This is a genomic window from Halovivax gelatinilyticus (assembly GCF_024300625.1).
Taxonomy (GTDB): domain Archaea; phylum Halobacteriota; class Halobacteria; order Halobacteriales; family Natrialbaceae; genus Halovivax; species Halovivax gelatinilyticus.
Genome location: NZ_CP101322.1, coordinates 3,132,594 through 3,156,653 on the forward strand (window position 1 = coordinate 3,132,594; position 24,060 = coordinate 3,156,653).

Annotated in this window: 21 protein-coding genes; 13 read left to right on the forward strand and 8 right to left on the reverse strand. The window is 62.5% G+C overall.

The genetic code is table 11. From position 1 onward, the window contains the following. Nucleotides 1-81 precede the first annotated feature (81 nt). The 6 genes from NKH31_RS14915 to NKH31_RS14940 all read left to right on the forward strand — a co-directional run bounded on the left by NKH31_RS14915 (nt 82) and on the right by NKH31_RS14940 (nt 5,885). Nucleotides 82-969: a 1,4-dihydroxy-2-naphthoyl-CoA synthase gene (locus NKH31_RS14915; RefSeq protein ID WP_254862584.1), complete on the forward strand. Its 888-nt coding sequence runs from the start codon at nt 82-84 to the stop codon at nt 967-969. A 69-nt stretch (nt 970-1,038) separates the two neighbouring features. Beyond that, nucleotides 1,039-1,980, forward strand: a complete 942-nt coding sequence (locus NKH31_RS14920) for a 1,4-dihydroxy-2-naphthoate polyprenyltransferase (protein ID WP_254862585.1) — start codon at nt 1,039-1,041, stop codon at nt 1,978-1,980. Next, the gene (gene menC / locus NKH31_RS14925; RefSeq protein WP_254862586.1) at nt 1,977-3,020 is read left to right on the forward strand and encodes an o-succinylbenzoate synthase; all 1,044 of its coding nucleotides are present in this window, start codon (nt 1,977-1,979) and stop codon (nt 3,018-3,020) included. Before NKH31_RS14920 ends, menC begins: the two co-directional genes overlap by 4 nt. Continuing rightward, nucleotides 3,017-4,594 carry a class I adenylate-forming enzyme family protein gene (locus NKH31_RS14930; RefSeq protein WP_254862587.1) on the forward strand — a complete coding sequence of 526 codons (1,578 nt, stop codon included), beginning with the start codon at nt 3,017-3,019 and terminating at the stop codon, nt 4,592-4,594. Before menC ends, NKH31_RS14930 begins: the two co-directional genes overlap by 4 nt. Before the next feature lie 100 nt (nt 4,595-4,694). Beyond that, nucleotides 4,695-5,462 (forward strand): NRDE family protein, encoded by a 768-nt coding sequence (locus tag NKH31_RS14935; protein ID WP_254862588.1) that lies wholly within the window; start codon nt 4,695-4,697, stop codon nt 5,460-5,462. Nucleotides 5,463-5,534: 72 nt separating this feature from the next. After that, nucleotides 5,535-5,885: a helix-turn-helix transcriptional regulator gene (locus tag NKH31_RS14940; RefSeq protein ID WP_254862589.1), complete on the forward strand. Its 351-nt coding sequence runs from the start codon at nt 5,535-5,537 to the stop codon at nt 5,883-5,885. A gap of 115 nt (nt 5,886-6,000) precedes the next feature. Here the strand turns inward: NKH31_RS14940 and NKH31_RS14945 are convergent, their stop codons facing one another. The 3 genes from NKH31_RS14945 to gatC form a co-directional block, all read right to left on the reverse strand. Then, nucleotides 6,001-6,408 carry a DUF8048 family protein gene (locus tag NKH31_RS14945; protein ID WP_254862590.1) on the reverse strand — a complete coding sequence of 136 codons (408 nt, stop codon included), beginning with the start codon at nt 6,406-6,408 and terminating at the stop codon, nt 6,001-6,003. A gap of 175 nt (nt 6,409-6,583) precedes the next feature. Beyond that, nucleotides 6,584-7,849, reverse strand: coding sequence for an Asp-tRNA(Asn)/Glu-tRNA(Gln) amidotransferase subunit GatA (gene gatA / locus NKH31_RS14950; RefSeq protein ID WP_254862591.1), 1,266 nt, complete (start codon nt 7,847-7,849; stop codon nt 6,584-6,586). A gap of 5 nt (nt 7,850-7,854) precedes the next feature. Then, nucleotides 7,855-8,133: an Asp-tRNA(Asn)/Glu-tRNA(Gln) amidotransferase subunit GatC gene (gene gatC, locus NKH31_RS14955; protein WP_254862592.1), complete on the reverse strand. Its 279-nt coding sequence runs from the start codon at nt 8,131-8,133 to the stop codon at nt 7,855-7,857. A 385-nt stretch (nt 8,134-8,518) separates the two neighbouring features. Here gatC and NKH31_RS14960 point away from each other — a divergent pair, with 385 nt between their 5' ends. The 4 genes from NKH31_RS14960 to NKH31_RS14975 all read left to right on the forward strand — a co-directional run bounded on the left by NKH31_RS14960 (nt 8,519) and on the right by NKH31_RS14975 (nt 13,202). Next, entirely contained in the window at nt 8,519-10,207 is a 1,689-nt protein-coding gene (locus NKH31_RS14960; protein ID WP_254862593.1) for a 4Fe-4S ferredoxin N-terminal domain-containing protein, read from the forward strand. After that, nucleotides 10,207-11,556: an NrfD/PsrC family molybdoenzyme membrane anchor subunit gene (nrfD, locus tag NKH31_RS14965; protein ID WP_254862594.1), complete on the forward strand. Its 1,350-nt coding sequence runs from the start codon at nt 10,207-10,209 to the stop codon at nt 11,554-11,556. The genes NKH31_RS14960 and nrfD overlap by 1 nt, the downstream gene beginning before the upstream one ends. Beyond that, nucleotides 11,553-11,876: a hypothetical protein gene (locus NKH31_RS14970; protein WP_254862595.1), complete on the forward strand. Its 324-nt coding sequence runs from the start codon at nt 11,553-11,555 to the stop codon at nt 11,874-11,876. The genes nrfD and NKH31_RS14970 overlap by 4 nt, the downstream gene beginning before the upstream one ends. A gap of 213 nt (nt 11,877-12,089) precedes the next feature. After that, entirely contained in the window at nt 12,090-13,202 is a 1,113-nt protein-coding gene (locus tag NKH31_RS14975) for an Mrp/NBP35 family ATP-binding protein (RefSeq protein WP_254862596.1), read from the forward strand. 13 nt (nt 13,203-13,215) lie between these two features. Here the strand turns inward: NKH31_RS14975 and NKH31_RS14980 are convergent, their stop codons facing one another. The 4 genes from NKH31_RS14980 to NKH31_RS14995 form a co-directional block, all read right to left on the reverse strand. After that, nucleotides 13,216-14,391 (reverse strand): asparagine synthase C-terminal domain-containing protein, encoded by a 1,176-nt coding sequence (locus NKH31_RS14980; protein ID WP_254862597.1) that lies wholly within the window; start codon nt 14,389-14,391, stop codon nt 13,216-13,218. Then, the gene (locus NKH31_RS14985) at nt 14,391-15,074 is read right to left on the reverse strand and encodes a PHP domain-containing protein (protein WP_254862598.1); all 684 of its coding nucleotides are present in this window, start codon (nt 15,072-15,074) and stop codon (nt 14,391-14,393) included. The genes NKH31_RS14980 and NKH31_RS14985 overlap by 1 nt, the downstream gene beginning before the upstream one ends. Nucleotides 15,075-15,157: 83 nt before the next feature. Then, nucleotides 15,158-17,914, reverse strand: coding sequence for an aconitate hydratase AcnA (gene acnA / locus NKH31_RS14990; RefSeq protein WP_254862599.1), 2,757 nt, complete (start codon nt 17,912-17,914; stop codon nt 15,158-15,160). 239 nt (nt 17,915-18,153) lie between these two features. Beyond that, nucleotides 18,154-18,579 (reverse strand): DUF5791 family protein, encoded by a 426-nt coding sequence (locus NKH31_RS14995; RefSeq protein WP_254862600.1) that lies wholly within the window; start codon nt 18,577-18,579, stop codon nt 18,154-18,156. Between the two features lie 216 nt (nt 18,580-18,795). Between NKH31_RS14995 and NKH31_RS15000 the strand changes: the two genes are divergently transcribed. Further along, nucleotides 18,796-20,652 (forward strand): glycoside hydrolase family 2 protein, encoded by a 1,857-nt coding sequence (locus tag NKH31_RS15000; protein ID WP_254862601.1) that lies wholly within the window; start codon nt 18,796-18,798, stop codon nt 20,650-20,652. A gap of 461 nt (nt 20,653-21,113) precedes the next feature. Continuing rightward, entirely contained in the window at nt 21,114-21,995 is an 882-nt protein-coding gene (locus NKH31_RS15005) for a coiled-coil protein (protein ID WP_254864822.1), read from the forward strand. A gap of 166 nt (nt 21,996-22,161) precedes the next feature. Here NKH31_RS15005 and NKH31_RS15010 read toward each other — a convergent pair whose 3' ends face one another. Then, on the reverse strand, nt 22,162-22,473 hold the full coding sequence (locus NKH31_RS15010; RefSeq protein WP_254862602.1) for a HalOD1 output domain-containing protein: 312 nt from the start codon (nt 22,471-22,473) through the stop codon (nt 22,162-22,164). Between the two features lie 410 nt (nt 22,474-22,883). Between NKH31_RS15010 and NKH31_RS15015 the strand changes: the two genes are divergently transcribed. Then, the gene (locus NKH31_RS15015) at nt 22,884-24,041 is read left to right on the forward strand and encodes a DUF373 family protein (RefSeq protein WP_254862603.1); all 1,158 of its coding nucleotides are present in this window, start codon (nt 22,884-22,886) and stop codon (nt 24,039-24,041) included. The last annotated feature ends 19 nt before the right edge of the window (nt 24,042-24,060 follow it).

Here is a 24,060-nt window from a genome sequence, read left to right on the forward strand (position 1 = left end):
GCTTTCACGAACGACGAGCGATGGGTATCGTGAGTCGCCGCTTCGACAGTCTATTTGGTCCGCCCGCTGAATAGTCGGACAATGGTTTCCGAACTCTTCGACGCCGATCGGTGGCGACCGATCGAGGACGTCGATTTCGAGGACATTACATACCACCGTGCGGTCGACGCCGGCACGGTCAGAATCGCGTTCGACCGACCCGCGGTCAGAAACGCGTTCCGGCCGCGAACGGTCGACGAACTCTCCGCCGCGCTGGATCACGCGAAGCGACTGACCGACGTCGGTTGCATCCTTCTGACGGGGAACGGTCCGTCCCCGAAAGACGGTGGGTGGGCGTTTTGCTCCGGCGGCGACCAGCGAATCCGCGGCGACGCGGGTTACGAGTACGAGGGAGACGAGGACGGCGCAGCGGAGAGCGGCCGACTTCACATACTCGAGGTGCAACGACAGATTCGTCACATTCCGAAAATCGTCGTCTGCGTCGTCCCCGGCTGGGCCGTCGGCGGCGGACACTCGTTGCACGTCGTCTGCGACATGACCCTCGCCTCGCGCGAGCACGCGAAGTTCCTCCAGACCGATCCCGACGTGGCAAGTTACGACGCGGGGTTCGGATCGGCGTACCTGGCGCGACAGGTGGGACAGAAGAAAGCGCGCGAGATATTCTTCCTCGGAAAGACCTACGACGCCGACGAGGCGGCCGAGATGGGCATGGTCAACGACGTCGTCCCGCACGAGGAGTTAGAGGAGACGGCGATAGCGTGGGGCGAGCGAATCAACGCGAAGAGTCCGACCGCGATGCGGATGTTAAAGTACGCGTTCAACCTGGCGGACGACGGCTTCGTCGGTCAGCAAGTGTTCGCCGGCGAAGCGACGCGGCTGGGCTACCGAACGGACGAAGCGCGCGAAGGGCGTGACGCGTTCGTCGAGGACAGAGATCCCGACTTCGACGACTACCCCTGGCACTACTGATCGTCCACACGATCGAGTCCCCGAGCGCAATGCCAACGTTGACACTCTCACAGAACGGATGATCGAGCAATGACGACGGCCGAGGTGAACGTCTCTCGTCCACGAGCCTGGGTGATGGCGGCCCGTCCGCAGACGCTGCCGGCCGCGATTGCGCCGGTACTCGTCGGAACGGCGATCGCACTGCACGAGCACGTGTTCGCGTTGTACCCGGCGCTGTTCGCGGCGATCGGGGCGGCGCTGATACAGATCGGAACGAACTTCGCGAACGATTACTACGACGCAAAGCACGGAGCCGACACTGACGACCGGGACGGCTTTACCCGCGTGACCCAGTCCGGGTTGATTCCAGCTCACCGCGTCAAAGTAGCGACGATCGCGACGTTCGCGCTCGCCATCCTCACTGGCACGTACCTCGTCTACGTTGGCGGGCTTCCGATCGTCGTGATCGGCCTGCTCAGCGTGTTCTGCGGCTGGGCCTACACCGGCGGACCATACCCGCTCGGGTACCACGGCCTCGGTGAGGTGTTCGTCTTCGTCTTCTTCGGTCTCGTCGCGGTTGCCGGAACGTTCTACGTGCAAGCCGCCGCGACGCTAGCCGACCCGCTCACGCTTTCGATTCCGTCCGGCACGATCGTCGTCGAAGCGCTCGTTGCAGGCGTTCCGATGGCCACGCTCGCCTCGGCGATCCTCGTCGTGAACAATCTCCGAGACATCGAGACCGACGCCGCGGTCGGCAAGCGGACGCTCGCCGTCAGGTTCGGTGAGCGATTCAGCCGGTACGAATACGCGGCCTTGCTCGCTGTCGCGTACCTCGTCCCGTTCTGGTTTTACGCGCAGCCAACCTTCACGACGTTCGTGCTCGCGCCGCTGCTGACGATTCCGCACGCCGCCTTACTCACGCGGTATCTCTGGACTCACGATGGCAGCGATCTCAACTGGGCGCTCGAACGGACCGGAATACTGCTCACGCTGTATGCAATCTGTTTCGCCGGAGGGCTGATCCTCGCGTGAGCGTCCAACTCGACGTCCGCCGCTTTACGTGTCCGCTCGCCGAGCCGCTCGAGACCGCGGACGGAACGATCGAATCTCGAACCGGGTTTCTGATCCGTCTCTCGGACGGTTCGAACGTCGGCTACGGGGAGGCGACGCCGCTCGAGGGGTGGACCGAGTCGATCGAGGACTGCGAGGAGGCGCTCGAGGCCGCCGTCGAGGCGAGCGAACACGGTCGCTCGGCCATGATCGACGCGACCGATCACACCACCGCGGCGAGACACGGCATCTCGCTCGCACTCGCTGACCTCGCCTCGACGATCGATGCACAGCCGTTGTACCGAGACCTCGGGGCACTTACGCGGGTTCCACGGGTCCCGGTCAACGCGACGGTCGGTGACGGCGATCCGGACGAGACGGCCGCCGCGGTGGCCGACGCGTCTGCTCGCGGATTCGGCTGCTGTAAGATCAAGGTCGGTACGCGTTCCGTCGACGAGGACGTAGAGCGGATACGTGAGGTGCGGGAGGTCGTCGGTGACGAGGTCGATATCCGCGTCGACGCGAACGGCGCATGGACGTTCGATCAGGCCAGTCGGGCGGTCAAATCGTTCGATACGCTCGACGTTTCGATCCTCGAACAACCGCTGCCGGCGGGTGCGCTCTCCGGACTCGCGGAGCTTCGGGGTAACGGGGTGGCGATCGCAATCGACGAGGGCGTCCTCGAACACGGTGTGGACGCTATTTTGGAAGCGCAGGCGGCTGACGTCTTCGTCTTCAAACCGATGGCGCTCGGTGGCGTGGACGTGGCTCGTCAGCTCGCAGCCTGGGTTGCGGAGTCGAACCGACGGGTGATCGTCACCACGACGATCGACGCGGTGGTCGCGCGAACGGCGGCCGTCCACCTCGCCGCAGCCATCCCGAACGTGCTTCCCTCCGGGCTGGCGACCGCATCGTTGCTCGAACGCGATCTCGGCCCCGATCCCGTGTTCATCGACGGGGGAACGGCGGTCATCCCGCAGACGAAAGGACTCGGCGTGGAGGGCGTCTGGGACGGCACATGACGACTCACTTCGATTCGGTCGTTGACCTCGTCACTACGCGGACGGCGGCGACGCCCGATCGGCTCGCGATGATCGACGGTCTGGACGGACGGCGCTGGACCTACCGACAACTGGATCTGGCGGTGGACGCGATCGCCGCCGACCTGGACGCAGTCGCGACCGACCGGGTCGCCGTCGTCTGTCCGCCCGGGCCGTCGTTCGTCCAGCTCGCCTTCGCGGCCATGCGTCGTGGCGTGACGCTGGTTCCGCTCGCGCCAGACGAATCGAGCGAGGAATTGAGACCGAAAGTCGAGCAGGCGGCCCCCGATGCGATCGTTTGTACGGGAGAGACGGAATCGACGGCGGTCGATCTGGGATCGACGGGCGGGGGTATCGGCGTCCACCGACTCTCCGAGCTGATCGATTCGGACGAATCGATTCCGTTCGGTGGTTCGGTCGATACCGGGGCGGACGACGTATCTGGCGTTCACGAAGCGGTCCATTCGCCCGAACTAACGACGACGTCGACGTCAGCACCGATTGGTGATCCCGTTTCGCTCGATCCTGACTGGGTGCAACTGATCTGTTTTACCTCGGGCACCTCGGGCCGGCCGAAGGGCGTGAAACTCACCGTCTCGAATCTGCTCGAAAGCGCGAACGCCTCAGCGTATCGGCTGGGCGTCGATCCGTCGGACCGATGGTTGGTCCCCTTGCCGATGCATCACATGGGTGGGTTCGCGCCGGTGATTCGATCGGCACGATACGGCACCGCGGTCGTTCCCCTTCGGTCGTCGGAGCCGGATCGGATCGCCGGTGCCGTCTCTACGTACGCGTGTACCGGCATTTCACTCGTGCCGACGATGCTTCGACGGCTCATAGACCTCGGATGGGAGCCGCCGGACTCGCTCCGATTCGTGCTCGTCGGTGGGGCGCCCACACCGCCGGCGCTGGTCGAACGCGCACTCGGGGCCGGCGTGCCGATTTACCCGACCTACGGCGCGACGGAGACGAGTTCGCAGGTGGCGACGGCAACCCCGTCGCAGGTATCGACGTCGCCCGACACGGTCGGCCAACCGCTCGTCGGGACGACGGTTCGGATCGTCGACGACGAGGGGAGTCCAGTCGAACCGGGCGGGACCGGCGAACTGCTCGTCGGCGGTCCGACGGTGTCCTCGGGCTATCTCGACGCGACACAGACCGATCGATCGTTCGCCGACGGCTGGTTCGTCACCGGCGATCTCGGACACCGGGACGACGCCGGTCGATTGTGGGTCACCGGCCGTCGGAGCGATCGGATCGTCACGGGCGGGGAGACGGTCGATCCGGCCGAGGTACGACGCGTACTCTGTGATCATCCGGCCGTCATCGACGCGGCCGTAGTCGGCCTCCCGGACGAAACGTGGGGCGAGCGCGTCGGTGCGGTGGTCGTCGTCGACGATCGGTCTCTGTCGGCCGAGTCGGTGCGATCGTTCTGTCGCGATCGTCTCGCGACGGCCAAGCGACCGCGAACGATCGCGTTCGTCGACGATCTCCCGCGGACCCACTCGGGAACGATCGACCGCGATGCGGTTCGTCGTCGACTTCGCGACGTGTAATCGAGTATCGTGACGGTTTGTTCGTCGCCAGTCCTTCGAGGTAGTACTCGCGGGTTCTTCGATGCAATCGCTTAATGGGTCAGCAGCGCTACGACCGAACGTGTGTACGCTCGCCCTCGCGTGGCAGCAGTTCGACGGGACTCCGGTCGTCGTGGCCGCCAATCGAGACGAGGCGCTCGACCGACCGGCTGAACCGCCGGATCGTTTCGCCGAGGATCCCGTCGTGGTCGCACCCCGAGACACGAGAGCCGGTGGCACCTGGATCGGGGTGAACGAGTACGATCTGTTCGTCGGGATCACCAATCGGTGGACCGACGCTGACATCGCTGGTGATCGTTCGCGAGGGTTGCTTGTCGCGGATGCGTTGCGTCGAGAATCGGCCGAGACCGCGATCTCGTTCGTCTCCGACTCCTGTGAGCAATTCGAGTACAGCGGGTTCTATCTGGTGGTCGCCGACGCCGACGACGCGTTCGTCTGCGACTGGGATGGAACGCTCTCTATCGAATCACTGGAACCGGGCTGCCACGTCGTCACGAACGTCGGTCACATCGATTCGCCGACCGTTCCGTCACGCCGGCGGGATGCGGGTCATCGTCAACTCTCGTCGGGCCGTCTCGTCCGTCGGGCGCTCTGTGCTGAGTCGACGGACACGCTCAATCCGTCTCCATCTGACGCCGTCACTGACTGGCTCGACCGAGCCGAATCGGTGCTCGGTGATCACGAGTACGGCGTCTGCCGGCACGAGAACGGATTCGGGACGCGTTCGTCATCGCTCGTCTCCCTCGGCGCCCACCGTGAGTATCGGTACGCCGACGGACCTCCCTGTCGCACTCCGTTCGAACGCGTCGAACTCGAAAGCCACCTTTAAGCGGTTTGCTACCCGTTGTCCGTGTATGGACAGCCGCTACCGGACACCGACACGACGACGCGGGGTGGTACCGTGAGTATCGCCGAACTCGAAGCGGAACTCTCGGCCGACGAGCGAGCGGGGCTCGAACTGGTCAGAGCGAGTGGTGGAATCCATCAGAGCGAGTTCTGGAAGGAACTCGACGTCTCCTCGAGGAAGGGGAGTCGAATCGTCGAACGTCTGGTCGAGAAGGGACTCGTCAACAGGGACGACGCCGTCTACAAGGGCCACAACACGTATTTCATCACTCCCACGGCGCGCGATCTGGATTTTACGCTCCTGATGGCCGGCGACATGCTCTCACCGTTTATCGGCGAGGAGGAAGTCGATCCGAACAGCGACGCGTTCTCTCAGTGGATCATGAACCTCGCCTACGAGGAGTGACCCGAACGTAGCGAGAGTGATCTGGCGCCGTAGCGAGTGTCTCGACTCGGGGCTGGTTGCTATCCGTTGGACACGAAGACCGAATTAGATCCGAATACGTCGCTGAAACCGTGGGTCAGGGATGACGCCGCTCGATGAGGACGAACGGGTCGCGCTCTCTGTTGTAGTACGGAACGTCGCCGTCGATCGCTTCGATCAACCGTCGGTGGACCTCGCGTGCGGCCCGACCTTCGTCGGGTTCGAGGTGGTGTCTGCCTCGCATGTCGGTCCAGAACCCGCCGTCGAGCCAGAGCAAGGTTTCGTCGTTCGACTGGTAGACGACGTCCCCGTCGTCGGTTAAGCCCTCGACCGCGAGTTGCCGACCGGAGAGCTGCGCTCTGGCGAGGACGGCCACGAGCTGTCGCCGCGATACCGGCGCGTGGAGTGCGACGGAGTCAATCGTACTCCCGAAGTAGTCTTCGACCAGGTCGCACGCGCGGGAGAACTCGTCGAAATCAACGGCGCCGATGGGTTCGTCGAGCATACTCTATCGATTGTGTCGTTAACTACCTATCTTCCTTAGATTAGATAAGTGTATCCCTCGATTTCTTCGGTCGATCGGTGAACCATCGATCTGTTCGGATTCGTAGCTCGACTGCGTCTTATTTGAGCGAAGACAGCCCCACGAATTCGTTCGAGAATGCGTACGGTTCGTAGACTCAGGCGAGAGCGCTTCCGACGCGAACGACCGCTCGTTCCCCGAACGCGGGGCCGACGAACTGTACGCCGACCGGGAGTCCATCTGCGGTACCGGCCGGGACGGAGATCGCCGGGAGGTCCGCGAGGTTTACCGGCACGGTGTTCGCGTCGGCGAGGTAGAGCGAGAGTGGATCGTCGAGTCCTTCGCCCCGTTCGAACGGAAACACTGGCATGGTGGGTGAGGCGAGCACGTCGACGTCTGAGAGCACCCGGTCGAAATCTTGCTTGATCCACGCGCGAGCGTCCTGTGCCTGTTTGTAGTACTTGTCGTGGTATCCTGCAGAGAGCGCGTACGTGCCGAGGAGGATGCGTCGTTTGACCTCTTCGCCGAAGCCGTCCTCTCTGCTCTGGGCGAACGCGTCGTTCCAGTTTCCGTCCGAGTCGCTCGCGTGGCCGTATCGAACGCCGTCGTACCGGGCCAGGTTGGACGACGCTTCGGACGTAGCGATGACGTAGTAGGCTGCGACGGCTGATTCGACCGAGGGAAGGTCGACTTCGGTGTAACTCGCCCCGGCCGATTCGAGTTCGTCTAACGCGTTCCAGAACGTCTCCACGACGGCCCCGTCGGCGCCGTCGAGTAACTGGGTCGGGACGCCGATCGTCGTCCCGTCGACGTCGCCGTCGGCGGCCGAAGCGTAGGACTCCTCGTCTGGAGATTCGCGCGTCGTGGCGTCGCGTTCGTCGGGTCCGGCGATGACGTCGAGGAGTTCGGCGGCGTCCTCGACCGTGTTCGCGAACGGACCGATCTGTTCGAGACTGTTCGCGTAGGCGATAAGTCCGTACCGCGAGACGAGCCCGTAGGTCGGTTTGAGTCCGACGACGCCGCAGAACGCGGCCGGACAGCGGATCGATCCACCGGTGTCCGATCCCAGGGCGAGATCTGCCTCTCCGGCGGCGACTGCGGCGGCCGACCCGCCCGACGACCCTCCCGGAACGCGTCCGGGCGCCGCTGGATTGTCGGTCGGTCCGAAGTACGACGTTTCCGTCGTCGTCCCCATTCCGAACTCGTCCATGTTGGTCTTTCCGACGATCGTCGCTCCCGCGTCGCGAACGCGGCTGACGACCGTGGCGTCGTACGGCGGAACGTACGATTCGAGCATCCGAGAGGCGCAGGTCGTCCGTATTCCCTCCGTCGAGATGTTGTCCTTGATCGCGATCGTCAGTCCCGACAACGGCCCGTCGTCGGCGGGTTCAATTTCCGTTTCAGTGATGAATGCGTCGCTCATGACTTTCAGGACACGTTGGGACCTTTGAACCGGCCGTCCTCGGTTTCTGGCGCGTTGGCGAAGATCTGGTCGGCGTTCAGCGTTTCTCGTGATTCGTCCGGTCTGAGCACGTTCGTAAGAGGCGCCTCCCGGTCTACCGACGGAACGTCGTCGAGAACGTCGAACGCCTCGACGATCTCGCTAAAATCGTCCGTAAATTGCGCGACCTCCTCGTCGGAGAGGTTCACTCGTGCCAGCTCTCCGACGTGGCGTACGTCGTCGGGGCTAACGGCGTCGTTGCTCATGTCGAATTCGACTCACCTGCCGGGAGTAAGCGTTTCGATACGCACGCTCGTCGCTTTCAACCGACCGTAGCCACCCCTGGACCGCTCAGATGCGACGATTGCGGTACGGACGACGGAATAATTGGACGTTGACGGTACGAGACGAACATGTTCGCGCAGTTCCCATTTGCTGGGAATCGTCTATGTGTCCAAACGAGTCGAACACTCTCGTCCAGGTGATGAGCGATACGTATCGGCGTAGGCGAAGAATATACCGCCGGCGGTCGAATGTTCGCTCGGGAACCGACCGATCGAACCTGCCGGTTCGGACGAACGAATGCGGCGACGTGAAGTCGACACCTTTTCAACGGCACCACTACGAGACAATGCTAGTGAGGACGGCACAATGAGTACGAACACTGAGGATGAATCGTTCCATCCGCTCGGCGAGGAGTGGGAATCCGAGCTCACGTCGATGCTCGACGACACCGAGTACGACACCGATCTCGGTCTCGCCATGGCGGAAGACGCCCAGCGACTCGTCGCTGGTGAGTTGACGGAAGCCGAATTCCACGAGAAGTATCACGACGATGTGATGGCGGAATTCGGCGAGGACGAGCGCCCGACGGCCGAAGCCTACGAGGAGGCACAGGAAGGAGGCGGACTCTTAGACGCGCTCGCGTCACTGAAAGGCGACGACGAACAGAGCAGACGCGACGTCATGAAGAAGATGGGCGTCGGCGGTGCGTTCCTCGGAATGGGAGCACTGACGACCGCCGAAGACGGCGTCGGCGACGGCATCGTCCAGGCGAGCGAGGACGAGCGAGACGGTACCCAGTGGGGGATGACCATCGACCTCGAAGTCTGCGACGGCTGTCTCTCTTGCGTCCAGGCCTGTGGCGAGGAGAACAACCTGGACCAGGGGGTCAACTGGATGTACGTCCTCGCCTACGAGGACTCCAACGTCTCCGTTCCCGATGATCCAGATGGACCACGCGATTATCCGTTCCTCGTCCGCCCGTGTCAACACTGCACCGACGCACCCTGTGAGAAGGTCTGTCCGACGACGGCCAGACACACCCGCTCGAAGGACGGCCTCGTCCTGACCGACTACGACGTCTGTATTGGCTGTCGGTACTGTCAGGTCGCCTGTCCGTACGGCGTTAACTACTTCCAGTGGGGCGAACCCGACATCTCCGACCAGCAGATCGTCGATCAGATGAACGAGGAGATGGGAATGGACGTAGAGCGGGGCGAACCTGGCGACCACATCGTCGGCGATTACTCGGATTACGCCGACGGAGACGAACACCTCCGTCGGGTCGACAGTCGCGCCCCCCGCGGCGTGATGAGCAAGTGTACGTTCTGTCCGACCCGTCAGGACGGATTCTCCGGCGACGAGATGGTCGGGACGACCGCCTGCCAGCAGGCCTGTCCGCCCGGTGCGATCCAGTTCGGCGACGTCAACGACCCGGCCAGCGATGCGAGCCTCTACGCCGAGTATCCGGCGCTCGGCCGCGCGATCGAGGACCTCTTCGGCCGAGCACGAATGGCTCCGACCCCGGAGGACGTCGAGGAAGGACTCGAAGAGATCGACGCGGACGAAGACGACGTCGACATGGATGTCATCGTCGAGGAGGCCGAGATCATGGACTACGAGGAACTCGCACTCGTGCGAGCGATCGTCGTCCTGACCGACGATCTGGAAATCGACGACTACGATCGACCGCGAGCGATGGCCGACGACATCGAAGCCGCCCGCGAACTCGTCGATGCACTCGAAGACGCCGGCGTCGACTTCGAAGACGAGCGCGTTCGACGCGTTCTTCGAACGGGTGACGAGTCACCGGACGACGCTGAAGCCGTTCTCCAGGGATCCTACGGGAGCGCCGAATCGACGTTCAAGCTTCTCGAGGACATCGGCACGAATCCGAACGTGACGTACATCGGGAACGAACCCGGTCCGAGCGCAGAACAGGTTCCTGGCCCCGTCGCCTACGATTCCGTTACGTACGACCGCGCAGACGGTTCGGAACCGGCGCTCGTCGACAACCGGAAAGACGTGCTGGATGAAGAAACCGTGCGGGGGATCTAATGAGCACGAAAACGCCGACCGAGGACGACATCCTCCGACCGATCAAGAACACGACCTCGAAGTGGTTCGTGCTGTTCGGCATTGCTGGCCTCGCGTTCGGGCTCTTTCTGATCGGCTGGGCCTACCAGCTCATGTACGGTCTCGAAGTGACCGGCCTCTCCGACTGGGGATCCGGCGGCGGCGTCACTTGGGGACTGTACATCGGCGCCTTTATCTGGTGGGTCGGGATCGCCCACGGCGGCATTATCCTCTCAGCGGCGGTTCGACTTCTCGGCATGGAGCGCTACATGCCCGTTGCCCGGATGGCCGAACTGCTGACGATCGGTGGACTGTCTGCGGCCGGATTCTACATCATCGTCCACATGGGCCGACCGGACCGGATGGTGACGAGCGTCCTCGGACACTATCACATCACCGTCCACAACTCGCCACTCGTGTGGGACGTGACGGTCATTACGGCTTACTTCGTCCTGACGGCGACCTACCTCGGTCTGACGCTGCGCTACGACATCTCGCGCATGCGCGAAGACCTTCCGAGTCACTTCTCACCGGTGTACTCGGCGCTGACGTACGGCTACACCGAAGAAGAAGACGAGGTCATTGAACGGATGGTCTGGTGGGTCGCCGCCGCGATCATCATCATGGCTCCGCTCTTGCTTCACGGCGGTGTGATCCCGTGGCTGTTCGCACTGCTGCCGACCTATCCGGCCTGGTTCGGAGGCATTCAGGGGCCGGTGTTCCTCTCGATCGCGCTTACATCCGCGATCAGTGGGGTCATCATCATCTCCGCGGCGTTCACGCGCGCGTACAACTGGGACCACATCATCACTGAAGACGTCTTCCGCGGCCTGCTACTCTGGCTCGGATTCTTCTGTCTGATGTTCGTCTGGTTCCAGCTCCAGCGGATCATCACCGGATCGTTCTTCGCCGGTATCTCTGGCACGTACGCGACACAGGCGATGCTCAGCTCGGTCATCTACGTCGGCGCGCTCGCCGCCGTCATGGCCGTGCTGATCTTCATCTTCGCCCAGGCGTTGCGTCCGTCGCTCTTTACGAAGACCCGTGCGCTCGTCGCTGCGGTCTTTGTACTGGGGGCGACACTGTTCGAGAAGACGTTCTTCGTCGTCGAGGGATTCCAGACGGTGGAGTTCTCCATCTACGAGGGTGTCCCCGGGCCCTACTTCCCGAGCCTGATCGAGATGTCCTCGGTCCTGGGAACGATCGGAATGGTTACCATCATCTTCCTGCTCGTCTCGAAGGTCGTCCCCGTGGTCGAACTCCACGCCGTAGAGCACCTACAGGAGGGACACGAACCGGAACAGGAAGCTCCACAGGAGGTTGAAGCATGAATTTCACGGCAACCGCACTCGATCTGAGCACGGCCGCACTCGCGAACCTACCGCTGTATCACGGCTACTCGGGAAGCGACATCACCGGGTTTCCCGGCCCTGGCAGCTGGCTCATCTTCGGCGTCGTCCTGATGCCGGTGTACGTGATGACCGTCGCCTGGTTCGTCGGCAAACCGAGCCAGCCCAAGACCGGTCTACTCGGCGTCGTCTACCTCGTCGGTATCACGGCACAGATGTGGATCGGGATGTTCCTGTTGACCGTCCTCATCGGCATCGTCTTCTACGGCGGTGCACCCGAACCGATTCCCTGGCCGTTCTGACCGGGTTGTCGGTTCGGGCGGTTTGCGGACTCGTTTTTTGCCGGTGTCACTATCGCTTCGGTATGCGAACAGGTGATCGCAACGTGGCGATAGCGGCCTATCTCGCGTTAATCTGTGGATTCACCGATTTCACACCGCGCTACCGGTGTGTGCTGACGCCATTAGCAAACATACAAGAGTCGTCCTCGGCTAGTTCCACCACGACTTCGAACTATGAGCCAGACATCAGACGACGTATACGATGCCCTCCGAGCCATCGAGGATCCGGAACTCGGAGACGACATCGTTTCACTCGGCCTCGTCAACGACGTGTCGGTCGAGGACGACACCGCGACCGTCTCAGTCGCACTGAATACACCCTTCGCGCCGTCGGAACTCGACCTGGGTACAGAAATTAGAGACGCAATCGACGAACTCGGGCTCGAACCCGACTTACGCGCCCGCGTTAGTGCAGACATTGGGTTCGATAACGAACTCCTCCCGCGGGTGAAAAACGTGATCGCCGTCTCGTCCGGGAAGGGCGGCGTCGGAAAGACGACCGTCGCCGCCAATCTGGCGGCGGGATTAGAGAAGATGGGCGCGATGGTCGGCCTACTCGATGCTGATATTCACGGTCCGAACGTGCCGCGAATCCTCCCGGTCGAGAGCGACCCCGGCGTCACGCCTGACGATAATCTGGTGCCGCCACGTTCGGATGGCGTCCGCGTCATTAGCACCGGATTTCTCTTAGAAGACGACGACGATCCGGCCATGCTGCGCGGTCCGATGGTCAACAAATTCATGATGAAGTTCTTCGAGGGCGTCGAGTGGGGCCGACTCGACTACCTCGTCGTCGACCTGCCGCCGGGGACGGGAGACGCGACGTTGAACCTCTTACAGGCGATGCCCGTCACCGGCACCGTCATCGTCACCACGCCACAGGACATGGCGCTCGACGACACGCGAAAGGGGATCGGCATGTACCGCGAACACAATACGCCGGTCCTTGGCGTCGTCGAGAACATGAGCACGTTCGTCTGTCCGAGTTGTGGCGACGAACACCGCCTCCTGGGCGACGAGTCCGCCATCGAAGCGACGCTCGAAGACTTTTCGGTCCCGCTGGTCGGTTCGTTACCGATGCACCCTGACTTCGGAACCGACGGCTCGGACGGCGCGGTCGTCAAGGACGAAGCGAGCCCGATATCCGGGCAGGTCGAGGCCATCGTCGAGGCGATCGCAGATCGAATCAGCGTCGTCAACCGAACGAAAGTGGCGAAACACCGCTCGGATGACGACGCGGACGAGGCAAAATCACCGATCAAGAGCGAGTACGACGTGTTCGACTGAGCGATCGAGCCCGTCAGCCACCGGGATAATCGGTACGTTTTGTCGACTCCCTCTCTTCGAGACGCGACTCGACGTACAACCGAACGTGATCGTCCATCCGGCGCTTGTAGCCGGCACGGCGGGCGAGTCGATCGAGTTCGCGAGAAACCAGACTGCCGTACTGGAGCGCCTTCTTCTCTCTCGTTGAAATCGAATCGGGAAGGTGAACACTCGCAACCTGCCGAAGCGTTATCTTTCGTGCCGACGCCGAGACGAGGTGTTCCGGTCCCAGACGGAGTGCGTCTGCGATCAGGTCGTCGTGAAGATACGGAAACACCGGTGTTACACCGGCAGCTTCGACCGCCAGGATATCACGCGGCAGCTGGTCCGAGACCGTCTTCAGTTGTTCTGTGACGGCTCCACGAACCGAGTTCGCTTCGACTCGGTGATCCAGCCTGGCGATCTTTTCATACCCGCCAAAGAGTTCGTCCGCCCCTTGGCCGAATACCAGTCGATCGATCCCGTCGCGCGCGGCCGCTTCGGCGACCAGGTAGACCGACGTTCCGATCGCGACGTCCATCGCGTTCGTCCGACCGGTAGCGTGCGCGACGCGTGGAATCGCCCGTTCGACCTCATCGATCGTGAGTTCACGAACGCGGAGGTCATCGGTTCGGCTCATCGCCGCGGCCGCCGATCTCGCCGCTTCGAGGTCGTGTCCGTCGGGAAAGCCGACGGTGTAAAGCGGGACGTCGAGCATCGATGCGAGCAGGGCCGAGTCGACTCCGCCGGAGAATGCAACGGCCGTTCGGTCGGTTTCTACGTCTCCGAGGATTCGACGAATCGTCGCGTCGATATTCGAGCAGATCGACGCGTGATCTGACGCCGGTTCCGGAGCTGGAAGATCCCAGACCGACGTCGGGTTCGACGGGTCACCGACGCAGCCGGGTGGATAGGTGACGGGATCGACGAGCGTCGTCGGCGAGTGACTCCAGTCGTCGAATTCGATAGCGGTGTTCGATTCGTCCGTCTCGATCAGCTCTCGTTCGACGTACAGCGGGACGCGACCGAGCACGTCGCGAACGAGCCTGCCGTCGATCGATCCGGCGAATCCCGCCACACCTGGCAACGGATCGCGCCGTTCGATCGCGTTTCGGACGAGGGCAGTCGAGTCGGCGGTCCAGCCGAACGAGAGCGCGTTTCGAGCCGTCATTAGAACATTCCACCGAGACTGTTGACGACGCGTCGTTTGACGCCGCCGGCGGCTTGTCGGAAGCTGATGTGCCAGGGGGTTCGTTTTCCGTCGACCGTCGTCTGTCCGGCCGCGATCGCCTCGACGATCGCCTCGACGCTACGCTCTTCGGAGTGTACGTGTGTGACGGCCTGGCCGACCATTTCGCTGATGTGTGCGTCGCTGCCGGCCGTCATCGGTATGCCGTGAGAGTCGGCGAACTTCCTGGCCTGGCGGTTCGATCGGCCGGTGAGCAAACGGGAGTTGTAGACTTCGATCGCGTCGGCGGCGGCGAGTTCGGTTCGAGTGATTCTGGCCATGACGCCGTGTCGCGACTCCTGGAACGGGTGCGGTACGATCGCGATCCCGCCCCGCTCGCGAATCCCGTTTAGGGTTTCGGCAAACGAGAGCCCCGGGGGAACGGCCTCTTCGATGCCGATTCCGAGCACGTGGCCGGCCTTGCTCGAAATTTCGACTCCCGGGATGGCGAGTAGATCGTACGACGGCGCCCGTTCGACGGCTTCCAGACTCGCCTCGATCTCGTCGTGGTCGGTGATGGCGATGGCGTCGAGACCGACGGCCTGGGCCTGTTCTAACACGAGGTCCACCGGGTCGCGTCCGTCGTACGATCGGGACGTGTGGGTGTGAAGTTCCACCGTCTGCACGTACGTTCGTTTCTCGTGGCCGAGCAAAAGGGACTCGGTCGGTCGCAATACTGTTTCGGTGACCGATCCCGTTGGTCGTTCGATCAGGCCGCCTGTTCGGTCAGCAACCGGCGCAGGACCATGTGCAGGATGCCGCCGTGTTCGACGTAATCGACGGCCGCAGGCGTTCCGACCTGTGCCGTGACCGGGAACGTGGTGGTCTCGCCGTCTCCGTCGGTCGCCGTGACCGTCAATTCGGCGTTCGGTTCGAGACCGTCGTCGAGCCCTTCGATCGTGAAGACCTCTTCGCCGGTCAGATCGAGTTCCTCCCAGCCGCGGCCGTCGTCGAACTGCAGCGGGAGAACGCCCATTCCGATCAGGTTGTCCCGGTAGATGCGCTCGTAACTCTTCGCGATCGTCGCCCGTACGCCGAGGAGGTCCGTCCCTTTCGCCGCCCAGTCGCGGCTCGACCCGGTACCGAACTCGTCACCGGAGAGGACGACGAGTGGCGTCTCCTCGTCACGATACCGTTCGGAGGCCTCGAAGACGGTGGTCTCTTCGTCGGTCGGGTGGTGGATGGTGTAGCCACCCTCGACGCCGTCTAGAAGCTGGTTTTCGATTCGCACGTTGGCGAACGTGCCGCGCATCATCACTTCGTGGTTACCGCGACGTGAGCCGTAGGTGTTGAACTCCCAGGGTTCGACGCCTCGCTCTTTGAGCCACTGGCCCGCGGGGAGGTCCTCGCCGAACGGGCCGGCCGGACTGATGTGGTCTGTCGTGACGGTGTCGCCGAGCGTGAGTAAACACCGGGCGTCCGCGATATCGCTCACGCCGGGTTTTTCGAGCGGGAAGTCCTGGAAGAACGGTGGTTCGCGGATGTACGTCGATTCACCGTCCCATTCGTAGACGTCGCCCGTCGGGGCGTCGAGCGCCTCCCACCGCTCGTCGCCTTCGAACACCGAGGCGTATTTTTCTTCGAACATCTCCGGCGAGACGGAGTCGTGGATGGTTTCGCGAACTTCCTCCGGATCTGGCCAGATATCTTCGAGGAAGACTGGCTCGCCCTCGTCGTCCGTTCCGATCGGCTCGGTTTCCAGGTCGACATCCATCTTGCCCGCGAGGCCGTAGGCGACGACCAGCGGCGGACTGGCGAGGTAGTTCGCCCGGATCTTCGGGTGAATTCGCGCCTCGAAGTTGCGGTTTCCGGAGAGGACGCTCGTCGTCCACAGGTCGTGTTCGTCGATCGCGGCTTCGATCGGTTCGGCGAGCGGGCCGGCGTTGCCGATACAGGTCGTACAGCCGTAGCCCACGACGTGGTAGCCGAGCGCCTCGAGGTCGTCGAGGAGGTCCGCTCGTTTCAGGTACTCCGTGACGACCTGGCTACCCGGTGCGAGGCTGGTCTTGACGTACTCGGGCACTTCCAGCCCGCGCTCGGCGGCGTTTCGCGCGAGCAAGCCGGCGGCGACCATCACGGACGGATTCGACGTGTTCGTACAGCTGGTGATCGCGCTGACGAGGACGCTCCCGTGACCGATCTCTACCTCGGTGCCGTCGTCGAGTTCGACCGGAACCGTCTCGTCCAGATCGAGCCCGCGCTCGGCGACCAGTGAGCCGTCACCGGCATCGATGTCGCTTCCGATCGCCGCACCGCCGTCGTCGATCACGCCCTGTTCTTCGAGCAGCGACGGGAAGTGCTCGTCCAGGTCGCCCATCGGAATGCGGGCGTGTGGCTTCTTGTGGCCCGCCAGGCTCGGTTCGACCGTCCCGAGGTCGAACTCAACGACGTTCGTGTACTCCGGTTCCTGTTCGCCGAACAGCCCCTGGGCCTCAAGGTACTCCCGCACGAGGTCGACGTGTTCCGGTTCGCGTCCGGTGAGTTCGAGGTACTCCATGGTCTTTTCGTCCGGCGGGAAGAGGCTAATCGTCGATCCCTGCTCGGGAGCCATGTTCGAGATGGTCGCTCGGTCGGCGACCGAGAGTTCCGAGACGCCGGGTCCGAAGAACTCGACGAACTTGTCTACGACGCCGACCTCGCGCAGTTTCTCCGTCAGGTGTAAGACGAGGTCCGTAGCCGTTGCGCCTTCGGGCAGTTCGCCCGTGAGGCGGACCCCGACAACCTCGGGCAGCGACATCGTGATCGGCTGACCGAGCAGCGCGGCTTCGGCTTCGATGCCGCCGACACCCCAGCCGACGACGCCGATGCCGCCGATCATCGGCGTGTGGCTATCCGTCCCGACCAGCGTGTCGGGGAGCAACCAGCGTTCGCCGTCTACCTCCCGGTCGTGAACGACGCGGCCGAGGTGCTCTAAGTTGACCTGGTGGACGATTCCGGTTCCCGGCGGGACCACGTTGAAGTCCTCGAACGCCTGCTCGGCCCACTTGATCGCGCGGTAGCGCTCTTCGTTGCGTTCGTACTCGAGTTCGACGTTTTTCTCGTAGGCGTCACCGGAGCCGAAGTGGTCGACCTGAACGCTGTGATCGATGACGAGGTCGCAGGGCACTTCCGGCTCGACGATGGTCGGGTCGACGTCCTGTCGGTCGGCGGCCGAGCGCAGCGCCGCCAGGTCGACGACGGCCGGCACACCTGTTAGGTCCTGGAGAACGACCCGGGAGACGGTAAACGGCACCTCGACGTCTGGGACGTTCGGTTGCCACGAGGCGGCGTTCTCGACGTCTTCGAGGTCGATCGACTCGCCGTCTGCGTTTCTGAGAACCGATTCGAGCATGATTCGGATGCTCACCGGGAGCGTCTCGAGGTCGCACAGGCCGGCATCCTCGAGTGCGGTGAGGTCTGCCATCTGATAGGTCGTCCCGTCGTGTTCGAACGGACGGATGGCGTCTGAAACGTCGTCTAGAGACATTGTGAATGCTTGCTACCGAGTACATTTCAATCTGGCGAGTTCGGATCCGTGATTCGTACCCGTCGGACCGTCTGGAGTATGTTTTGGCGATATCACGTCTCGATACATCGCCGGTCGCACTCGCAATCACACCGTGAGTCGCCGGTATCAAATTGGTCCGACGGTTCGAGTTCGGTTAATTCTCGCAGTTTGTGGATCTGGAATCCCCCAGGTACTGGTATTGCACTGTCTCGCAGTAGTCAGGGGGCACTGTCGGCGATGGCGTACTGCAGGTGGACGAATTCGTCGAACGTCATCGGCGCCCGGCGTTCGATCTTCTGTTGGACTTCCTTCGGATCGAGATCGAGTTCGACCTCGGCCGCGAGCGTCTCGACGTCGAGCACCGCCGTCGACATGCCGAGGAGGAGGTGTTCGCACGCTTCGACCGCTATCGTTTCGGCGTCGGGTTCAGTCTCATCGAGTGCGAGGAGCGAACTCGCCTCATCGAGTGAGAGCCGGGGTGAGCCACCGCCAACGAGCGTGTCCAGGCGTTCGCGATCGACGCTCGTTCGGGCCGTCGCGTCTTCGATACCCGCAGATTCGACGGCGGACGCGAGCGCGTCGTCGTACTCGCGACGGAGCGTCTCCGGTCGGTCGGGTGCCGACAGGCGTTGTTCGTAGAACATATCGGTATCCTCGTGATTCGGTCTGAAAGCCGTTGTTATCTCCCCTCGCCATCCGCATTTCGGCCGCGTTTTCAGACGCGTGATCGGAGCGCTCGGATCTGGGTCGGCCGATGCGTTCGGGACGACGTACCCCTGGGTCGATTTCCTGGGTCTCGTCTCGGCGCTTCGACCATACCGTCGCAACAGCTTTCAGGTCGGCGTTCACTCTCAGTGATAATGACCGGAACGTGGCGTGGTGGTATCGTCGAGTCGATGGCCGACGGTGACCGTCCGACGGTGACGGAGTGGCAGACCGTGTCGGTTCCCGGACGGAACGAGTCGTTCGTCGGGGAATCGGCACCGATCGCGTACGAGCGGCGATTTCCGGACCCCCGGACCTCCGAGTCCGAACGCGGCGAACTGGAACTGTCCGGCGTGTTCGGCGACGTCCACGTGTGGCTCAACGAGTCGTACCACGGCGTCTTCGAACGTCCGCTCGATACGGTGTCGATCACGTTCGATCCCAAACCTGACAACGACCTGCTCGTCGTCTGTGAGCCCAACGAACACACCGACGGATTGCTCGAACGCGGAACGGTCCCGCCCGAAGCGGCCGTACCAGGCATCCGCGGCTCCGTTACGGTTAGTCGGCGACCGCCGACGATACTTCGCGACCTCTTCGTTCGACCATCCGTCACCGAAGACGACGCCAGGCTTTCTGTCACGGTCGTGATCGACTCGACCGAACCCGTCGACGATACCCTGACGTTTACGTTGCGCCCGGAGGGCTTTCGGGGCGGCGGTTCGATGGATCGAACGTCGGTCGAGGCCGACGCCGGCGACGATATCAGCGTCGAGACGACGATCGACGTTCGCGATCCGACGCTGTGGTGGCCGCGAGAACTCGGATCAGCCAACCGCTATTCACTCCGCGCGAAACTCGGAGAGCAAGTTCTCGAACGGTCGGTCGGATTGCGTCGGGTCGAATCCGACGACGGCGGCTTTCTCGTCAACGGCCACCGCGTGGCGGCCCGCGGATTTACGGTTCATCCGGGAGACTTCGATGACTCGCTCGTCTCCGAGGCGGTCGAGGCGAACGCAACGGTTCTCAGATTCCCGAACCACGTCCCCGGTCACGACGTCTACGACGCGTGTGACGAGGCCGGATTGCTCGTCTGGCAGGGATTGGCCGAGTCGAAGCCGATGGACGTCGATCGGGCGACCTCGACCGGTCGTCGCCTGTGCGACCGGTACGGCCACCACCCGAGCCTCGTTGGACTGTCGCTGCTCGAGGACGATTCGGCGCTGCGTTCTGACCCGCTCGGCGCGGGAACGATCGCGAAAATACGGTATCGCTACCGCGCGTGGCGAACGAACGTCGATCGAGGCGGGGCCGACGACGTTGCTGCGCGCCTTCCAGACGACATCCCCGTGATCCCGACGATCGGTTCGCCGGGAAGTAGATCGGATGCGTTCACGCTGTGGCCCGGATGGGCATCACTGAACGCGACCGATGTCGACTGGATTCTCTCGCGATACTCGCCCCGGTCAAAGGCTGTCGCCGGATTCGGTGCGCCGACGGGGGACGTCCACCAGGACGAATTACCGGCGCAGATGGCTGCCATCGTTGACCGACGTGGCCTCTCGGCCGACGAACTCGATTCGTATCAGGTGACGGTGCTGAAAACCGTCGCCGAGTACCTGCGCTATCACGGGTACGGCACGATCGTCGCAGATACCCTCTGTGATCGATTCGAAGCAGGCGGGTTCGGCGTCCTCCGGGCCGACCGAACGAGAAAACCCGGGTTCGGCGCGATCGCCGACTCGTTCGAACCGCTTCAGACGATCGTCGTCGGTCGGCCGACCGACGGTGCATCGGCTCGGTTAGCGCTCGTGAACGATGAGAGAGAACCAGCCAGCGTGACGATTTCCTGGCGGGCAGGCTCCGCTGAAGGGTCTCTCGAGGCGACGGCCGACCCGATGTCGGTTGTGGATCTACAGGCGATCGAGATTCCCGGCGATAGCGACGCGCTCGTGATCGAAACCGCTACGGAGTCACGTCGCCTTCAGAATCGATATCGACTCGACGGATGAGGGATCGATTCGGCGTTCCGACTATCGTTTTTTTCGGTCGAGTCCGTTCACAAGCGCGACTCCGCTGATCGGGTACGCCAACGTGTATCGTGATATCGCGTCCTGGATTTGACCGTCCGTATCCGTGGTGACTCGTATCGCTGCCCTCGCGTATCGTGTCTGTCCTGTCGTACCCTAATCGACCCGTGCGGGCTTGCGCGATTGATCCACCGTTACTTAAACGAGATCGCATATTCGCTCGGCGTACCTGCAAATAACTCCGAGGGGCTTGCTAACGGTTTTCACAGCGGGTAGTACCGGTACCTTTAACTATTGAGCGACTGTACGATCCAGTACCAGAGCGCCACCGGTCAGGCGCGTATCGCTCGACGATCAATGACAGGGAATCTTGCTATTCGGGATTTCGCCGATCACGAGCGATCGCTGTCACCGGTGCGGGTATGGCACAGAGGTTTGAACACATGGTAGACGAATCGAAAAACATCGAACTGACAGACGACGACTTAGAAAACAAATCGAAAGGACAGCTCATCAAGAAGGCCGGTCAACTCCGAGACCGGCGAAACGAGCTGAACCAGATGGCTTCTGAACGCGCTTCCAAGCGCGACGATCTCAACGCGAAGACTCGCGAGAAAGTCGACGAGGCCCAGGAACACCGCGAGAAACGCGACGAGTTGAACGAACAGGTCCAGGAGCACAAAGAGCTTCGTAACGAACTCAACGCGGAAGCGAACGAACTCTTCGATAAGGTCGACGGCCTGAAATCAGACCTCGAACTCGACGAAGGCAAAGACCTCCAGGAACTCGAAGACGAGATCGAGCAACTCGAGTTCAAACAGCAAACCGAGGTTCTCTCGAGCGAAGAAGAGCGCGAACTCATCGAGAAAATCGAGGCCAAACGCGAGGAGTACGCCGACCGACAGGAGAAGCTCGAAGGCAGCGGTGAACTCGAAGAGATCCGCGCCGAGGCTGAGGAAGTGCGCTCGGATGCGTCACAGCACCACCAGAAGGTGACCGAACTGGCGGACGAGGCCCAGGAACATCACAACCAGATGATCGAGGCCTACCGCGAAGCCGACGACATTCGCGACGACGCAGACGAGATGCACGAGTCGTTCGTCGAGGCCCAGGAAGCTGCCGACCGCCACCACGAGGATTTCGTTCGCGTCCAGAAGCGACTCCGCGAGATGGACAAGAAGGAAGAAAAACAGCGCAAGTCCGCGCGCGATAAGAAGAAAGAGGCGGCCAAAGAGGAGGCCGAGGAGATCTACCAGAAGTTCAAGGAAGGCGAGACGTTAGACACCGAGGACCTGATGAAGCTCCAGAAGACCGGCTTGCTGTAAGCGGTATCGTCCGATTCTTACCGCTCATTGACTGCACGAGCGACGCCGCTGCCTCTCGGAGATCCACGCCGGTCCTAGCCGTCACCATCGTGTGTCGATGAGTCGATCGATCGTGTGTCGATGAGTCCATCCCTCGAGGGCTCGCCAGTCCCCGCTGTCGACGCGGTTACTCGAGCTTTCGAATGAAGATGGTACCATCGCCGTAGATAGTGACGCCGTAGTCGTCGACGGGGATCCAGACGTGTCCGACGTTTCTGTTCCCGGCCTGCTTCGTTGGGTTGAAGAGTGAATCGAGGCTGTCAGGATCGATTCGTTCGTAGAGGCTTGGCACGTCGATCGGGTCGGTTCCCGTCAGGTCCGCGATCGCATCGACGATAGAGAGTGCCAGCGACTGATCGTCGCTCCAGTCGTGTTTGATCGTCGTGGTCTGCGTTGGGTCGCCCGTACGTGCTGGCGTATTGCTGTCAATTGCGTTCATTGTGTATCCCCTCTCCCGTTTAGACGGGGGATTCACGTGGTATGTCGAAGGTAGATATAAAACCCCGTCAGACATTTTTCACGACGGTGTCCTACAATACGAACGATCGCTACGTCGAGGACTGTTACGGTGAAACCGACACTCTCTCGTAGTAGACAGTCGGTTTCGTCGGGACGAAACGGTTCGTTGATCGGGAGAAGTACGTCGATACCCGGGCTCTCTGTCCGACACTTCTTAGCTGATTGCCAGGACGAGCGTTGGGGTAGGTGTCCGATTTCGTCAGATCGCTTCGTTCGCCCCGCGGACGCGTGTCGGACAGGTGGCACACACTCACAGACCGGCCGCGCTGACTCGGCGGCGGGCCGGTCGGAGGTAAAGGATTTTATCGACGGGGGAGCAACGTCGTCACAGTGACCACCCTGGTCGTCTGTCTGGATAGAAACGACGACGTCGGCCGTAAGACGGGGCTCGCGACGCCGGTCGTCGGTTGGGAGGCCGTCCGGGCGCTCGTGACGGACGTCGGACTGGCCGACCCCGAAGACTCTGGAGTAAATTCACTCCTCGAAACGCTTCGCGTCGCCCAGCAACTGCGAGACGAGAACGAGGATGTCGTCGTGGCCGTGGTCTCGGGCGAGCGCGAGTCCATCGTCAGTGCCGATCGGGCGGTTGCTGGGCAGCTCGACGAACTGGTCGCCGAGTACGCACCCGATTCGGCCGTCGTCGTCATCGACGGCGCGGACGACGAACAGCTGGTGCCGATCGTCGAAAGTCGGATCCCCGTCGACTCAGTCGACCGCGTCGTGGTCAGACAGGCTCGCGACATCGAATCGACGTACTATCTCCTAAAGCAGTTTCTCGGCGACGCCGAGTTGCGCCAGACCATTCTCGTTCCGCTGGGTCTCACGTTACTCGTGTTTCCGATCCTCTCGACGGTCGTCGGTCCCGCCGAAGGGGCCGCCGCGATCACGACCGTGATCGGATTGTTCTTGCTGTACAAGGGATTCAACGTCGACGACTTGTTGACGGCGCTCACGATCAAAGTGCGCGATTCGCTCTACGCCGGGCAGATTTCCGTCGTCACGTACGTCGTCGCTGGTGGACTGACGCTCATGGGTCTCTTCGCCGGCGCACTGGGCGTTTCCGCGCTCGAAGAGTCCTCGGGCGTACTGATCCCGGCTGTACAATTCGCCTTCGACAGCATCCCCTGGATCGCCGCCGCCGCGCTCGTTGCGAGTGCCGGCAGATTGTTAGACGAATTGATCCGCGACGAACCGCTCAGACGGTCGTTTCTCAACTTACCGTTCATCGTCGTCAGCGTTGGTCTCGTCTTACACGGGTTCGCTGCGTACTTCCTCCAGCAACAGGGCGTCATCGATCCGGTAACGATTCCGGCGTTCTCTATCGGTCTCATTCAGGTGTCGGAATTCACCGCCTCCGCGGGCGAGCGACTGGCTGGCTACGTCGGGACCGCGTTCGTACTAAGCATCGTCGGTGTTCGCCTGACGTCGTACCTCCGGGGGCCGTCGATCGAGGACGCCGAACTTACAGAGCGACCCGACTCGGAGTAACCGTCGGGTCGCGGCGGTC

Bases quoted from the DNA above. Each gene is read 5' to 3' on its own strand.
- gatC (WP_254862592.1), bottom strand. From the start codon at position 8,133: ATGAGCAACGACGCCGTTAGCCCCGACGACGTACGCCACGTCGGAGAG.
- gatA (WP_254862591.1), bottom strand. From the start codon at position 7,849: ATGAGCGACGCATTCATCACTGAAACGGAAATTGAACCCGCCGACGAC.
- NKH31_RS14960 (WP_254862593.1), top strand. From the start codon at position 8,519: ATGAGTACGAACACTGAGGATGAATCGTTCCATCCGCTCGGCGAGGAG.
- NKH31_RS14975 (WP_254862596.1), top strand. From the start codon at position 12,090: ATGAGCCAGACATCAGACGACGTATACGATGCCCTCCGAGCCATCGAG.
- NKH31_RS15005 (WP_254864822.1), top strand. From the start codon at position 21,114: ATGGTAGACGAATCGAAAAACATCGAACTGACAGACGACGACTTAGAA.
- NKH31_RS14930 (WP_254862587.1), top strand. From the start codon at position 3,017: ATGACGACTCACTTCGATTCGGTCGTTGACCTCGTCACTACGCGGACG.
- NKH31_RS14920 (WP_254862585.1), top strand. From the start codon at position 1,039: ATGACGACGGCCGAGGTGAACGTCTCTCGTCCACGAGCCTGGGTGATG.
- NKH31_RS15010 (WP_254862602.1), bottom strand. From the start codon at position 22,473: ATGAACGCAATTGACAGCAATACGCCAGCACGTACGGGCGACCCAACG.
- NKH31_RS14995 (WP_254862600.1), bottom strand. From the start codon at position 18,579: ATGTTCTACGAACAACGCCTGTCGGCACCCGACCGACCGGAGACGCTC.
- NKH31_RS14970 (WP_254862595.1), top strand. From the start codon at position 11,553: ATGAATTTCACGGCAACCGCACTCGATCTGAGCACGGCCGCACTCGCG.
- NKH31_RS14945 (WP_254862590.1), bottom strand. From the start codon at position 6,408: ATGCTCGACGAACCCATCGGCGCCGTTGATTTCGACGAGTTCTCCCGC.
- nrfD (WP_254862594.1), top strand. From the start codon at position 10,207: ATGAGCACGAAAACGCCGACCGAGGACGACATCCTCCGACCGATCAAG.
- NKH31_RS15000 (WP_254862601.1), top strand. From the start codon at position 18,796: ATGACCGGAACGTGGCGTGGTGGTATCGTCGAGTCGATGGCCGACGGT.
- NKH31_RS14980 (WP_254862597.1), bottom strand. From the start codon at position 14,391: ATGACGGCTCGAAACGCGCTCTCGTTCGGCTGGACCGCCGACTCGACT.
- acnA (WP_254862599.1), bottom strand. From the start codon at position 17,914: ATGTCTCTAGACGACGTTTCAGACGCCATCCGTCCGTTCGAACACGAC.
- NKH31_RS14915 (WP_254862584.1), top strand. From the start codon at position 82: ATGGTTTCCGAACTCTTCGACGCCGATCGGTGGCGACCGATCGAGGAC.